The 12,682-nt window shown below is 66.4% G+C and carries 13 protein-coding genes and 1 tRNA gene; 10 read left to right on the top strand and 4 right to left on the bottom strand.

What is annotated here, in order from left to right:
• Positions 1-119: 119 nt before the first annotated feature.
• From dctP to BLM15_RS09195, 4 genes are all read left to right on the top strand, one after another.
• On the top strand, positions 120-1,103 hold the full coding sequence (gene dctP / locus BLM15_RS09210) for a TRAP transporter substrate-binding protein DctP (protein ID WP_126112432.1): 984 nt from the start codon (positions 120-122) through the stop codon (positions 1,101-1,103).
• A gap of 101 nt (positions 1,104-1,204) precedes the next feature.
• Complete coding sequence (locus BLM15_RS09205; protein ID WP_126112431.1) at positions 1,205-1,723, top strand: TRAP transporter small permease; 519 nt, start codon at positions 1,205-1,207, stop codon at positions 1,721-1,723.
• The gene (locus BLM15_RS09200) at positions 1,720-3,015 is read left to right on the top strand and encodes a TRAP transporter large permease (RefSeq protein ID WP_126112430.1); all 1,296 of its coding nucleotides are present in this window, start codon (positions 1,720-1,722) and stop codon (positions 3,013-3,015) included. Before BLM15_RS09205 ends, BLM15_RS09200 begins: the two co-directional genes overlap by 4 nt.
• 17 nt (positions 3,016-3,032) lie before the next feature.
• Positions 3,033-3,473, top strand: a complete 441-nt coding sequence (locus tag BLM15_RS09195) for a type II 3-dehydroquinate dehydratase (protein ID WP_126112428.1) — start codon at positions 3,033-3,035, stop codon at positions 3,471-3,473.
• A 6-nt stretch (positions 3,474-3,479) separates the two neighbouring features.
• On the opposite strand, the gene BLM15_RS09190 is transcribed toward BLM15_RS09195, so the two are convergent.
• Positions 3,480-4,169, bottom strand: a complete 690-nt coding sequence (locus tag BLM15_RS09190) for a TetR/AcrR family transcriptional regulator (protein ID WP_126112426.1) — start codon at positions 4,167-4,169, stop codon at positions 3,480-3,482.
• A gap of 159 nt (positions 4,170-4,328) precedes the next feature.
• Here BLM15_RS09190 and BLM15_RS09185 point away from each other — a divergent pair, with 159 nt between their 5' ends.
• Genes BLM15_RS09185 through BLM15_RS09175 form a run of 3 tightly spaced genes read left to right on the top strand, consistent with a single transcriptional unit; the run spans position 4,329 to position 7,252 of the window.
• Positions 4,329-5,327: an efflux RND transporter periplasmic adaptor subunit gene (locus BLM15_RS09185; RefSeq protein ID WP_236846619.1), complete on the top strand. Its 999-nt coding sequence runs from the start codon at positions 4,329-4,331 to the stop codon at positions 5,325-5,327.
• 3 nt (positions 5,328-5,330) lie between these two features.
• Positions 5,331-6,578 (top strand): ABC transporter permease, encoded by a 1,248-nt coding sequence (locus BLM15_RS09180; protein ID WP_126112424.1) that lies wholly within the window; start codon positions 5,331-5,333, stop codon positions 6,576-6,578.
• Complete coding sequence (locus BLM15_RS09175; RefSeq protein ID WP_126112420.1) at positions 6,575-7,252, top strand: ABC transporter ATP-binding protein; 678 nt, start codon at positions 6,575-6,577, stop codon at positions 7,250-7,252. Before BLM15_RS09180 ends, BLM15_RS09175 begins: the two co-directional genes overlap by 4 nt.
• Before the next feature lie 15 nt (positions 7,253-7,267).
• Here BLM15_RS09175 and BLM15_RS09170 read toward each other — a convergent pair whose 3' ends face one another.
• Together BLM15_RS09170 and BLM15_RS09165 are read right to left on the bottom strand one after the other, a co-directional pair.
• Positions 7,268-7,984 carry an RlmE family RNA methyltransferase gene (locus BLM15_RS09170; protein WP_126112419.1) on the bottom strand — a complete coding sequence of 239 codons (717 nt, stop codon included), beginning with the start codon at positions 7,982-7,984 and terminating at the stop codon, positions 7,268-7,270.
• Positions 7,981-9,081, bottom strand: coding sequence for a Ppx/GppA phosphatase family protein (locus BLM15_RS09165; RefSeq protein ID WP_236846618.1), 1,101 nt, complete (start codon positions 9,079-9,081; stop codon positions 7,981-7,983). The genes BLM15_RS09170 and BLM15_RS09165 overlap by 4 nt, the downstream gene beginning before the upstream one ends.
• 234 nt (positions 9,082-9,315) lie before the next feature.
• Here BLM15_RS09165 and glpK point away from each other — a divergent pair, with 234 nt between their 5' ends.
• The 3 genes from glpK (at position 9,316) to BLM15_RS09150 (ending at position 12,504) form a co-directional block, all read left to right on the top strand.
• Positions 9,316-10,818: a glycerol kinase GlpK gene (glpK, locus tag BLM15_RS09160; RefSeq protein WP_126112417.1), complete on the top strand. Its 1,503-nt coding sequence runs from the start codon at positions 9,316-9,318 to the stop codon at positions 10,816-10,818.
• Positions 10,819-10,988: 170 nt separating this feature from the next.
• Positions 10,989-11,062: transfer RNA gene (locus tag BLM15_RS09155), tRNA-Gln, on the top strand.
• Between the two features lie 128 nt (positions 11,063-11,190).
• Positions 11,191-12,504 carry a DUF6538 domain-containing protein gene (locus BLM15_RS09150; protein WP_126112415.1) on the top strand — a complete coding sequence of 438 codons (1,314 nt, stop codon included), beginning with the start codon at positions 11,191-11,193 and terminating at the stop codon, positions 12,502-12,504.
• Here BLM15_RS09150 and BLM15_RS09145 read toward each other — a convergent pair.
• On the bottom strand, positions 12,474-12,653 hold the full coding sequence (locus tag BLM15_RS09145) for a hypothetical protein (RefSeq protein ID WP_236846617.1): 180 nt from the start codon (positions 12,651-12,653) through the stop codon (positions 12,474-12,476). The two genes, BLM15_RS09150 and BLM15_RS09145, sit on opposite strands and share 31 nt — an antisense overlap.
• Positions 12,654-12,682: the final 29 nt, after the last annotated feature.

Raw genomic sequence — 12,682 nt, 5'->3', positions numbered from 1 at the left:
ACAATCACTATGGTAAAATCAAAATCATCATAGGAAAGATAAAATACCAGTTGATTGCTGATTTGCCATTGGGCATGGTCTGCCACGAAGCGGGGCCAACCCGCACGGGGAGGAATGGCATGAAACAGGGTATCGACAGGCGCGCTCTGCTGGCGGCCGGTGGCGCGCTCGCGCTGACGGGCGGTGTGGCCTTCGCGCAGACCAAGCCCAATCTGCGCTTCTCGGCGGTGTTCTCGGAGCAGGACATCCGCGCCGAGATGATGAAGCGCTTCGGGGAGGCCATCAAAGACGACTTCACGCTGCAGCCCTATTACGGCGGCAACCTGTTCAAGCAGGGCACCGAGCTCGTCGCCATGCAGCGCAACAACCTCGAAATGGGGAACATCGCCCCGCAGGACGTCTCGAACCAGCTACCGGCCTGGTCGATCGTCACCTCGGCCTATCTCTTCCGCGACGCCGAACACCTCAAGAAGGTCTTCGCCAGCGATGTCGGCCGCGACCTGAAGACAATGGCCGAGGACAAGCTCAACATCAAAATCCTGGGGCCGACCTATTTCGGCGCCCGCCAGGTCGGCCTCAAGCCGAAGAAGAAAATCAACACTCCGGCCGATCTCGCCGGCGTCAAATTGCGCATGCCGGGCGGCGACGCCTGGCAGTTCCTCGGCCAGTCGCTCGGCGCCAACCCGACGCCGATGGCCTATGCCGAGGTCTATACCGGCTTGCAGAGCGGCGCGATCGACGGGCAGGACAATCCGCTGCCCAACGTCCAGAACATGAAGTTCTACGAGGTCTCCTCGCAGATCGTGCTGACCTCGCATCTCGTCGGCTTCGATTTGCTCTGCGTGACCAAGCGCGTCTGGGACGGGATGGATGCGAAGAAGCAGGCCGCCTTCCAGGCCGCCGCCGACGCCGCGATCGACTGGAGCACCAAGGAGCACCTCGCCAAGGAGGCCGAGCTGGTCGACTTCTTCAAGAAGCAGGGGCTCGAGGTCTATGCGCCCGATCTCAAGGCCTTCCGCGACTTCGCTCAGAAAAAGTATCTGGAATCCGAGCTGGCCAAGGGCTGGACGCCGGGCATGCTCGACAAGATCAACGCGCTCTAGCGTTCGCTAGGTTCACGCGATCGAGGTCTAGCGCTGGCCCCTCGGGGCTGGCGTGGCCCGCCGAGGGAGGGGCCGGCGGGCCGAATTTCACCGGAGGGGCAATGCCGAACTCGCTGAAAGCTCTCGGCGCCTTCATGGCGCGCCGGGCCGAGAACCTGCTCGTGCTGATGCTCGGGGCGATGTTCTTCGTCTTCCTGGTGCAGATCGTTTTCCGTTATCTGCTCAACTTCCCGATCGGCTGGACGCATGAGATCAGCGTCATCCTCTGGCTCTGGCTGGTGCTGTTCGGCGCCGGTTTCGTGCTGCGCGAGAACGAGGAAATCCGCTTCGACATCATCTATGGCGCCGTCGGGCCCGGCCCACGGCGCATCATGGCGCTGATCACGGCAGTCGCGCTTGTCGCGCTTTACGTGATCTCGCTGCCAGCGATGGTCGACTACGTCTCCTTCATGAAGGTCGAGCGCACCGCCTATCTCAAGCTGCCGTTCAACTGGGTCTACGCGATCTACATCGCCTTCGCGGTCGGTGCGATCATCCGCTATCTCTGGCTCGGCTTTCGGGCATTGCGCGGCACGGCGCCCGAGGCCTTCGATCCGACCAAGGCGAGCTCGGGCGTATGAGCACGCCTTTCTCCCTCGCCATTCTCGCCATCGTCACGCTGTCGCTGCTCGGCCTGCCGATCGGCCATGCGATGATCGCGGGCTCGATCCTCTACCTGCTCGTCGCCGGGCAGGACCTCTCCATCGCCGCCGAGCAACTGCTCAACGGCATGTACACCAACTACGTCATCCTCGCCGTGCCGCTCTTCATCCTGGCGGCGGAGCTGATGAACATCGGCTCGATGACCGAGCGGCTGCTGCGCTTCTGCAATGCGCTGGTCGGTCGCTTCAGGGGTGGGCTCGCCCATGTCAACATCGTCCAGAGCGTGATCTTCGCCGGCATGTCGGGCTCGGCCATCGCCGACGCCGCCGGCACGGGCCGGATGATGCAGGCGATGATGACCAAGGACGGCAAGTATCCGCCGGCCTTCGCCGCCGCCTTGACGGCGGTGTCCTCGGTGATCGGGCCAATCATCCCGCCTTCGATCCCGATGGTGATCTACGCGCTGGTCTCCGATGCCTCGATCGGCTTCCTCTTCCTCGGCGGCGTCATTCCCGGCCTGCTGATGGCGCTGGCGCAGATGATGATCGTCGCCACGGCCGCCAAGCGCCGTAATTTTCCGGTCGAGCCGCCGATCCCCTTGCGCCAGTGGCCGGCCATCACGTGGCGCGCTTTCCCGGCGCTGATGATGCCGGTCGTGCTGCTTGGCGGCATCTATGGCGGCGCGACGACGCCGACGGAGGCCGCGGCGGTCGCTGCCGCCTATGCGCTCGCCGTCTCGGTGCTGCTCTATCGCAGCGTCAGCCTGCAGGCCTTCTACAATTCCCTGGCCTACAGCGCCCGCACCACCGCCTCGATCGGCATGCTGATCGCCGGCGCTCTCGTCTTCAACTATGTCGTCACCATCGAGAACATCCCCGACGCCCTGCGCGCTTTCCTCGCCGGCTGGAATCTGTCGCCGCTCGGCTTCCTGATCCTGGTCAATGTGCTGCTGCTGATACTCGGCTGCCTGCTCGAAGGCACCGCGATCCTCCTGATCGTCGTGCCCGTGCTGATCCCGACGGCCAAGGCGCTCGGCATCGATATGGTGCATTTCGGCGTGGTCGTCGTCGTCAACATCATGCTTGGGCTGATCACGCCGCCTTACGGGCTGCTGCTCTTCATCATGACCAACATCGCCGAGGTGCCGCTGCGCCAGATCGTGCGCGAATGCATGCCCTTTCTCGGCGCGATGATCGTCGCCCTGGCGCTGATCACCTTCTTTCCCAGCCTCGTGCTCTGGCTGCCGCGCCTGATGGGCTACCAGGGCTGACAGGACAGGACCGACCCGTGAGCAAGCCGATCTACGTCCTCAACGGCCCCAATCTGAACCGGCTCGGCACGCGCGAGCCGCAGATCTATGGTTCGACCACGCTCGCCGAGGTCGAGACGCTCTGCCGCGAGGCGGGTGGCGGACGCGAGATCGTCTTCCGCCAGAGCAACCGCGAATACGAGCTGATCGACTGGATCCACGAGGCGATCGACAAGGGCGCCGCGATCGTCATCAACCCGGCCGCCTATTCCTTCACCTCGATCGCGATCCTCGACGCTCTGAAGATGTTTTCCGGCCCGATCGTCGAACTGCACATCTCCAACATCCACCGGCGCGAGGCGCACTACCACAAATCCTACGTCTCTCTGGCGGCGACGGCGGTGATCGCCGGACTCGGCCCACAAGGCTATGCGGTCGCGGTGAGGGCTGCGATCGACCTGGTGGATAGCGCCGGCTGAAACCGCTCAGCGCGCTGTCATCACCGCGCGGGTGAAGCCGGGTTCGACGAAGGGGACGCTGCCGTCGGGCAGGCCGAGGATGCGGTCGACCGCGATGCCGTAGAAGCGAAGGCGCTGGTCGAGCTCCTCGATCGCCGCATCTTCCTCGGCCGTGCCGGAAGCGGCGATGGTACGCGCCATGATGTCGTGCGTGCTCGCGCCAATATGCAGGATGATCTCCGCGGCCGCTTCCGGCTGGGGCACCTTGAACACGCCTTCCGCTGTCCCTTCGACGATGATGCGGCTCAGCACAGGCCGCATCACCGCGATCGAGGCGGCATTGATGCGGTGGTAGAGCAGGAGGTTCTCAGGCCGGAAGATCACGTCGAAGGCGGCGCGCAGCTTTGGCGCGTCCTCGCGTTTCATCTGGCGTGAGCGGGCGAGGAAGGCGTTCAGCCGTTCCAGGGCGCTGAGCGCGGGGTCATCCAGGATATCGCGGACGCGCGCGACGGCATCCTGCGCCAGCCGGGCGGTGATCCCTTCCAGCAGACCCTCTTTGGCGGTGAAGTGGTGGTAGAAGCCGCCCTTCGAGATGCCGACCTTGGCGATCACATCGTTGACCGTCGTCCGCTCGTAGCCGCGCTCGAAGAACAGCGTCTGGGCGCCGTCGAGGATTTCGTTCCTGCGATCATCTGCGGACTTAACGATACGGGGCATGCAACGCTCTTTCTCTTGACGACCGACCGTCGGTCTGTAAAATGACCGACGGTCGGTCTTTCGCGATTGTGCGCGTAAGACGCTGCCGGCGCAACGCTTCCTGGCCTGCGATCGCCTCGGGTCGAAACTGCCGGTGTGATGCCTCCTGCGGAGGGTTCCGTGACGTTCGCTCGCAGTCTTCTTGCCGTCGTGGCGCTCCTTGCTGCCGGGGGTGGATATTGGTTCCTGACCAAGCCGACCGCAGTCGCCACTGTCGCGCCCAAGCGCGGCGATGCGGCCGAGATCGCCTATGCCACCGGTACGGTCGAGCCGCGCAACTGGGCCAAAGTCACCGCATTGGTGCGCGAGCGCATCCTCCAACGCTGCGATTGCGAGGGCCAGCGTGTCGAGCAGGGGCATATCCTCGCCCGTCTCGACAGCGCCCAGGCCGAGGCGACCCTGGCCGAGCTCAAGGCCCGCCAGAAACTCGCCACCGCCGAACATGACCGGCTCGCCGTGCTGGTCGAGCGCAATGTGGGGAGCCAGCAGGCGCTCGACCGGGCGCGCAGCGAGATGGGGCAGGCCTCGGCACTGATTGCCGGCCAGACCGCTCGGCTGGAGAACTACGTGCTGCGCGCGCCGATGCGCGGCACCGTGCTGCGCCGCGACGGCGAGGTCGGCGAGATCGCCGAGCCCGGCGCCGTGCTGTTCTGGATCGGCGAGGCCAGGCCGCTGCGCGTCGTCGCCGAGGTCAACGAGGAGGATATCCCGCAGGTCAAGACCGGCCAGCGCGCTTTGATCCGGGCCGATGCCTTTCCTGGGCGGGCGCTGGAGGGAACCGTCGACAGCATCACGCCGAAGGGCGATCCCGTTGCCAAGACCTATCGTGTCTATCTCGCTCTACCGGATGACACCCCGCTGCTGATCGGCATGACGGTCGAGCTCAACATCATCGCGCGGGTGGCCAAGGAGGCGCTGTTGCTGCCGGTCGCCGCCGTTCAGGGCAATGCCGTCTTCATTGTCGAAGGCGATCGCGCCCACCGCCGCGAGCTTGCCATCGGCATTCGCGGCACCGGCGATGTCGAGGTGCTCTCGGGGCTGCCTGAGCAGGCCCGCATCATCACGCCCTATCCGGGCAAGCTTAGCGATGGCGCCCGCATCGCGGCACAAGGTGGCTGAATCGTGCGCCTGATCCTCGCTTTGGCGCTGACGCATATCCGAGGCCGCGGCCGGCAGACGCTGGTCGCGATCATCGGCGTTGCGCTCGGCGTCGGTTTCTCGATCGCCATGGCCGCGCTGATGCAGGGCGGCGAGGATGATTTCGTGGCGCGCCTCGTCGACACCATGCCGCATGTCGACATCACCGACGAATACCGCACCGCGCGCCGCCAGCCGGCGCAGGATGCCTTTGCTGCTGTCCACATCGCCGGCCTGCGGCCGAAGGACGACCGGCGCGGCATCCTCAATCCGACCGAGGCGACGGCGATGCTCAGGGCCTGGGTGCCGGGGCGGCTGGCGCTCAGCCTGAAGACGCAAGGGGTGGTGCGCTATTCCGGCCGCGATGTCGGCATCGCCATTATCGGCATCGAGCCGCAGGCCGAGATGAAAGTCTCCTCGCTCGCCAAGGATTTCCGCCAGGGCAGCTTCACCTCGCTGATCGCCGGCGGCAACAACATCGTCGTCGGTGACAAGCTGGCGCAGCGCCTCGGCGCCGAGCTCGGCACCACCGTCACCGTCGTCTCCTCGACCGGCCAGAGCCGCGCCTTCAAGATCGTCGGCCTGTTCCACACGGGCACCACCGCCCGCGACGAGGGGGAGGGCTATGTCCTGCTCAAGAACGCCCAGATCCTGAGCGAGCGCCCGAATGCGATCAACGAGATCCGGCTGAAGCTCGACGATCCCAACGCCGCCCCGCAAGTGGCGCGCCGGGCCGAAGCGCAGATCGGCTACAAGGCGATGGCCTGGCAGGAGGCGAACGAGTCGCTGCTGCAGGCGCTCGTGATCCGCAATGTCATCATGTACACGGTCGTCGGGGCGATCCTGCTCGTCGCCGGTTTCGGCATCTTCAACATCATCTCGACGATCACCCATGAGAAGGCGCGCGACATCGCCATCCTGAAGTCGCTCGGCTTCACCGAGACCGATATGCGCCGCCTCTTCCTGCTGGAAGGGCTGGCGCTCGGCGCCGGCGGTTCGCTGATCGGCTGGGTGGTCGGATTCTCGCTCTGCTTTGCGCTCTCGCTGGTCCGCTTCGAATTGTCGGGCGCCAGCGTCGCTCAGGAGATCACCAGCCTGCCGCTAGCCTGGAGCATCTGGCACTATCTGATCGCCGCCGGCTTCGCCTTGGTTTCGGCCGGGGTCGCCGGGTACCTGCCGGCAAGGCAGGCGGCGCGTCTCCATCCGGTCGACATCATCCGGGGCGCGACATGAGCGCGCTGATCGAGACCAAGGGTCTGACCCGCGTCCTGCCCGCCGCCGTGCCGGTGACGCTGGTCCAGGACATCACGCTGACGATCGGCGAGGGCGAGTTCGTCGCGATCACCGGCCCGTCTGGCTCGGGCAAGTCCTCGCTGCTCTATTTGCTCGGCCTGCTCGACCGGTCGACAGGGGGCACACTCGCCATCTCGGGCAGGGATACAGCTCGCCTCAACGAGCGCGAGCGGGCCGAGATCAGATTGGCGACACTCGGCTTCGTCTTCCAGTTCCACTTCCTGCTGCCGGAATTCACCGTGCGCGAGAATGTCGAGATCCCGATGCGTAAGCTCGGCCGCCTCGCCGCTGCCGCCATGCGCGCGCGCTCGACCGAGCTTCTCGGCGCACTTGGTCTTGCCGACCATCTCGACAAGCGGCCGGATCAGCTCTCGGGCGGTCAGCGCCAGCGCGTCGCGGTCGCCCGCTCGCTCGCCAATGATCCGCCCCTCATCCTCGCCGACGAGCCGACCGGCAGCCTCGACAGCAAGAACTCCGAGCAGGTCTTCGCGATTCTGGACGCGCTGGTGCGCGAGCGCGGCAAGACGGTGATCGCCGTGACCCACGACACCGAGATGGCTGACAAGGCCAGCCGGCGCATCCATCTGGTCGATGGGCGGCTGGCTGACGCTTGAGGCGGAGCGTCTGCGTCAGTCTTCCGCTTCCGGCTCGGTCTTGCGACGAAAGCCCGTCGCCAGCACGTAGAGCTCGGAGGAATCGGCCCGGCTCGCCGCCGGCTTGATGTTGCGGACCTGGGTGAAGTCGCGCTTGAGCTGCGCCAGCAGTTCGGCGGTGTCGCCGCCCTGGAACAGCTTGGCGAGAAAGAAGCCGCCCGGCGCCAGCACGTCATTGGCGAATTCGAGCGCCGCCTCGGCGAGGCCGATGATCCTGAGATGGTCGGTCTTCTTGTGGCCGGTGGTGTTGGCCGCCATGTCCGACATCACGCCGTCGGCCTTGCCGCCGAGCTTCTCGGTCAGCAGGGCGGGGGCTTCCTCGGCCATGAAGTCGAGCTCGATCAGCTCGACATTCGGGATCGGATCGACCGGCAGGAGGTCGATCCCGACGATCCGGCCCTTGCCCTTGTCGAGCCCGATCTTGGCGCCCGCGATCTGGCACCAGCCACCGGGCGCGCAGCCGAGATCGAGCAGCTTCTGGCCGGGTTTCAGGAACTTGTAGCGCTCGTCCATCTCGGCGAGCTTGAAAGCGGCGCGCGAGCGATAGCCCATTTCGCGCGCCCGCTTCACATAGGGGTCGTTGAGCTGGCGCTCGAGCCAGAGTTGCGAGGAATGGCTGCGCTTGGCGGGCTTCTTGACCTTGATGCGCAGGTCGCGTGCGCCACCGCCGCTGCCGGATTTTGTTGTCGTCATTGCCTTCGGCGCCACCAGGCGCGATCCTCGTGCATCATCCTGAGCAGGATGCCCTCGCGCAGGCCACGATCGGCGATGCGCACCTTCGGGCTCGGGAAGGCCCGCCGGATCGCCTCGAAGATGGCGCAGCCGGCGAGCACCAGATCGGCCCGCTCGCGGCCGATGCAGGCATTGGCCTGGCGCTGGGCATAGTCCATCGCGACGAGTTCGTCGATGACGCTGCAGATGTCCCGGTCCTGCATCCACAGCCCGTCGACCTGGCGCCGGTCATAGCGCGGCAGGCGCAAATGGATGCCGGCGACGGTGGTGACGGTGCCGGAGGTGCCGAGCAGGTGGAAATTCGGTGCGTCGCGCGCCGCCGCCGCCTTCTGAGCGAAGGGCGCCAGCGCCTCGCTGCAATCGGTGACCATGCGCTCGAACTTCTCGCGCCCGACCTCGATGCCGCCATAGCGCTCCGCCACCGAGACGACGCCGATCGGCAGCGAGGCCCATTCGCGGATGCGCTGGGCCGGGTCACGACCGGCCTCGCGTCCGCCGAGCCAGACGATCTCAGTCGAGCCGCCGCCGATGTCGAAGACGATGACTGCGCCGGCCTCGGGCGCCGCCAGCGCAGCGCAGCCGGTGACGGCGAGCGAGGCTTCCGTGCGCTGGTCGACGATCTCGAGTTCGAGGCTTGCTTCCTCGCCGACGCGGCGGACGAACTCGACGCCATTGGTCGCAGCCCGGCAGGCTTCGGTCGTGATCAGGCGGGCCCGCGTCACGCCGCGATGGTCCATCTTGCTCTTGCAGATCTTGAGAGCCTCGACGGCACGGTCCATCGCGTCGTCGCAAAGCTTGCCGCTGGCGCCGAGCCCCTCGCCGAGTCGCACGATCCGCGAAAAGGCGTCGACGACCCGGAAGCCGTGCTGGGCCGGCCTTGCGATCAGCAGACGGCAGTTGTTGGTGCCGAGATCGAGCGCGGCATAGGTGGTCGGATGAGGGCGCTGGAACGGGGCCGGAGCGAACCGAACCGCGTCCGGCGGCGCGGGCCGCTCGCCCGGTAGAGGGATCGCCGCCACGAGGGGGCGGTCGGAGTCCTGGCGGTCTTCGACCGTCACTTGCTAACCCTTCGCCGGTCAGGACCGTCATGGTGGCCTGCCGGAGTCCAGCAAAGAAGCTGGAACGTTTCCATTCGAAGGGCAGCGTAACAACAGCACGCGGCCCCTGCCAAGCGGAACCTGTGGCGAAACTGCGGCGAGCTTCGGCCGTGCTTGCCTGTGTCCCGTCTTCGCGGCAAAGCTCGGCCTTGGCCGGCGTGACCAAGCCGGCGGCGACCAATCAGGAGAAACGGCATGGCGGCGCGGCGCATGATTCTGGCGATCGACCAGGGCACGACGTCCTCCCGCGCCATCCTGTTCGATGAGAATCTGCAGCCGGTCGCCAGCGCCCAGCAGGAATTCCCGCAGCATTATCCGGCCTCGGGCTGGGTCGAGCACGAAGCGGAGGATCTCTGGGAGAGCACGCTCTCGGTCTGTCGGCAGGCGCTCGCTCGCGCCGAGGCGCGGGCAGGGGAGGTCGCGGCGATCGGCATCACCAATCAGCGCGAAACCACGCTCGTTTGGGACCGCAGCACCGGCCAGGCGATCCATCGCGCTATCGTCTGGCAGGACCGGCGCACCGCCGAGCGCTGCGCCGCGCTGGAAGCCGACGGCCACGGCAAGCTCGTCACCGAGCGCACCGGCCTGCGCATCGATCCTTATTTCTCCGGCACCAAGATCGCCTGGATCCTCGACCATGTCCCCGGCGCCCGCGAGCGGGCGAAGCGCGGCGAGCTCGCCTTCGGCACGGTGGACAGCTTCCTGCTCTGGCGCCTCACCGGCGGGCGCGTCCATGCCACCGACGCGACCAACGCCTCGCGCACCATGCTGTTCGACATCCATCAAGGGCAATGGGACGAGGAACTCTTGGCCTTGCTCGACATTCCCGCGGCGATGCTGCCGGAGGTGCGCGACTGCGCGGCGTATTTCGGTGACAGCGACCCCGGCTTGCTTGGCGGCGCGATCGCGATTCGCGGCATCGCCGGCGACCAGCAGGCGGCGACCGTCGGCCAGGCCTGCTTCGAGCCCGGCATGCTGAAGTCGACCTATGGCACCGGCTGCTTCGCGCTGCTCAACACCGGCACCAAGGCCGTCACGTCGCAGAATCGCCTGCTCTCGACCATCGCCTACCAGCTCAAGGGCGTGCGCCATTACGCGCTGGAGGGCTCGATCTTCATCGCCGGTGCTGCCGTGCAGTGGCTGCGCGACGGGCTCGGCATCATCGAGAAGGCCTCCGACAGCGGCCCGCTCGCGGCCAAGGCCGATCCCGGGCAGCAAATCTATCTGGTGCCGGCCTTCACCGGCCTCGGCGCGCCGCATTGGGATGCCAACGCCCGCGGCGCCATGTTCGGCCTGACCCGCAATACCGGGCCACGCGAGTTCGCCCGCGCCGCGCTCGATTCGGTCTGCTTCCAGACGCTCGATCTGCTCGAGGCGATGCGCTCCGACTGGCCGGAGGCGGACGGGGCGGAGACGGTGCTGCGGGTCGATGGCGGCATGGTCGCCTCCGACTGGACGATGCAGCGCCTCGCCGACATCCTCGCCGCCCCGGTCGACCGGCCGCAGGTGCTGGAGACGACGGCGCTCGGCGCGGCCTATCTCGCCGGCCTCGACGCCGGCCTGCTGCCGGAGCCGGCCCAGTTCGCCGATCGCTGGCGGCTGGAGCGGCGCTTCTCGCCGAGCCTTGCCGAGGAAACCCGCAGCCACCACGTCGCTGGCTGGCGCGACGCGGTCAGGCGCACACTCAGCGCCGGCTGAAGCATTCCCGCGCGCAAACGCCCCTGTCGCATGGCATCGCCGATCGTTTCGGCCTGCCTCGCAAGGCGCTGTGACCGCCTTGCATGTCGAAATCGTCACAGAAGGCTTGCAACCGGGCGTGAGGTTGTTTAGACCGCGCCCATCCGACGCGTTGCACCAAGCGCGCCCGTTGGGGGATCGTCTAACGGTAGGACCCCAGACTCTGACTCTGGTTGTCTAGGTTCGAATCCTAGTCCCCCAGCCACTTTCGCAGGTGGCGATTTTCGGAATTGTCCAATAAAATCAATGCAGTAAAGTCATCCAGTCGGGCGGCTCTTTGACTTTTGTCCGCATATCTGCGTAACAATCTGCGTAACAACGCGGATGTTGGCAGTGGCGAAGACAGCGATCGACCGCATCAGCCTGCGCAGCGGCATCTACTACTATGTGCGCCGCGTGCCGAAGGCGTTCGTCGAGTTCGACGGGCGCGTGATCGTGCGCATCTCGCTGAAGACGAGCGACCGCCAGGAGGCGATCAAGGGAGCGATCGTCGCGGAACGCGAGCTGGAAACCCTGTGGGCCTCGCTCGCCGCTCAGGGCGGGCCGGATGCGTGGCGGCGCTATCATGCGGCGCTGGAACGGGCGCGGCTCGAAGGCTTCGTCTATCGCTCGGCCGCCGAGATCGCGCAGGGCAAGCTCGCCGATATCCTCGACCGGCTCGAATCTCTCGAAGACCGGCCGCGCGATCGTTCTGCCAGCACGGCCCTGCTCGGCGGGGAAGCGAAGCCGGAACTGATCCTCAGCGAGGCGCGCAAGCTCTGGTTCGTCTATTCGGCCGGCAAGCTGCTCGGCAAGCGCAAGGACCAGATCAAGCGCTGGGAGGACGCGCGCATCCTCGCGGTCAACGAGTTCGTCGACTGCATCGGCGAGGACAAGCCGATCGGCGCGGTGACCCGCGACGATGCCCGCAAGTTCCAGGAGCTTTGGCTGACCCGCATCCGGGACGAGGGCTACGGCCGCAACCAGATGAACAAGCAGATCGGCCATCTGTCGACGATGTTCTCGACCCTCAGCGAGGAACTGAAGCTCGATCTCGATCCGATCTTCGCGAAGCTGGCCGTTAGTGAGATGAAGCGGGCGCGCCCGCCCTTCAGCCGCGCCTGGGTCGAGAGCAAGATCCTCGCGCCCGGCGCGCTTGCCGGCCTCAACCTTGACGCCCGGGTCGCCATGCTGGTCTGCGTCGAGACGGGCATGGGGGCCGAGGAGGTGACCAGCCTGCGAGAGAACACGATCCATCTCAAGGCCAAGGTGCCATATGTCTCGATCGTCAGCCGGGAAGGGGCGATGCAGAAGAATGCCGAGTATCGGCCGCGTGACATCCCGCTCGTCGGCATCGCGCTCGCGGCGATGAAGCTGCGCCCGGCCGGGATCGAGCGCTACTATGACAAGAACACCGGACTGTCGGCGGTGGTGAACAAGTATCTGGACGATAACAAGCTGCTGGAGAGCGAGAAGCATACGCTCTACTCGTTCCGGCACAGCTTTCAGGATCGGCTCACCGAGGTTGAAGCGCCAGACCGCATCCAGGCCGATCTGATGGGCCACAAGTTCACGCGCGAGCGCTACGGCAAGGGGCCGGATCTGGCGCAGAAGCAGCGTTGGCTGCAGCGGATTGCCTATAAGGCGCCGGCCGGGTTCAAAGTCTGAGACAGCAGCGGCCTGCCGCGGGCCAGGCGACGCGCGCGTTCGACCGCAGAGTCTCGGCGGTCCAGGGCGGCGAGCTCCTGCTCGAGCCGCTCGAAGATCGGCGCGTAGACCTCGCCGCCATCCTCCATGATGGCGGCAAGCGTCATCATGGCGCGCTCGATCCGTTCACGCAGGGGGC

Source organism: Bosea sp. Tri-49 (genome assembly GCF_003952665.1).
In the GTDB taxonomy this organism is placed as follows: Bacteria; Pseudomonadota; Alphaproteobacteria; order Rhizobiales; family Beijerinckiaceae; genus Allobosea.
Note: the sequence above shows the minus strand (reverse complement) of the source record. Positions and strands in the feature narration are given on the sequence as shown.

Excerpts from the sequence above, each read along its gene's own strand:
- dctP (WP_126112432.1), top strand. The coding sequence starts at position 120 with ATGAAACAGGGTATCGACAGGCGCGCTCTGCTGGCGGCCGGTGGCGCG.
- BLM15_RS09205 (WP_126112431.1), top strand. The coding sequence starts at position 1,205 with ATGCCGAACTCGCTGAAAGCTCTCGGCGCCTTCATGGCGCGCCGGGCC.
- BLM15_RS09200 (WP_126112430.1), top strand. The coding sequence starts at position 1,720 with ATGAGCACGCCTTTCTCCCTCGCCATTCTCGCCATCGTCACGCTGTCG.
- BLM15_RS09190 (WP_126112426.1), bottom strand. The coding sequence starts at position 4,169 with ATGCCCCGTATCGTTAAGTCCGCAGATGATCGCAGGAACGAAATCCTC.
- BLM15_RS09175 (WP_126112420.1), top strand. The coding sequence starts at position 6,575 with ATGAGCGCGCTGATCGAGACCAAGGGTCTGACCCGCGTCCTGCCCGCC.
- BLM15_RS09170 (WP_126112419.1), bottom strand. The coding sequence starts at position 7,984 with ATGACGACAACAAAATCCGGCAGCGGCGGTGGCGCACGCGACCTGCGC.
- glpK (WP_126112417.1), top strand. The coding sequence starts at position 9,316 with ATGGCGGCGCGGCGCATGATTCTGGCGATCGACCAGGGCACGACGTCC.
- BLM15_RS09145 (WP_236846617.1), bottom strand. The coding sequence starts at position 12,653 with ATGATGACGCTTGCCGCCATCATGGAGGATGGCGGCGAGGTCTACGCG.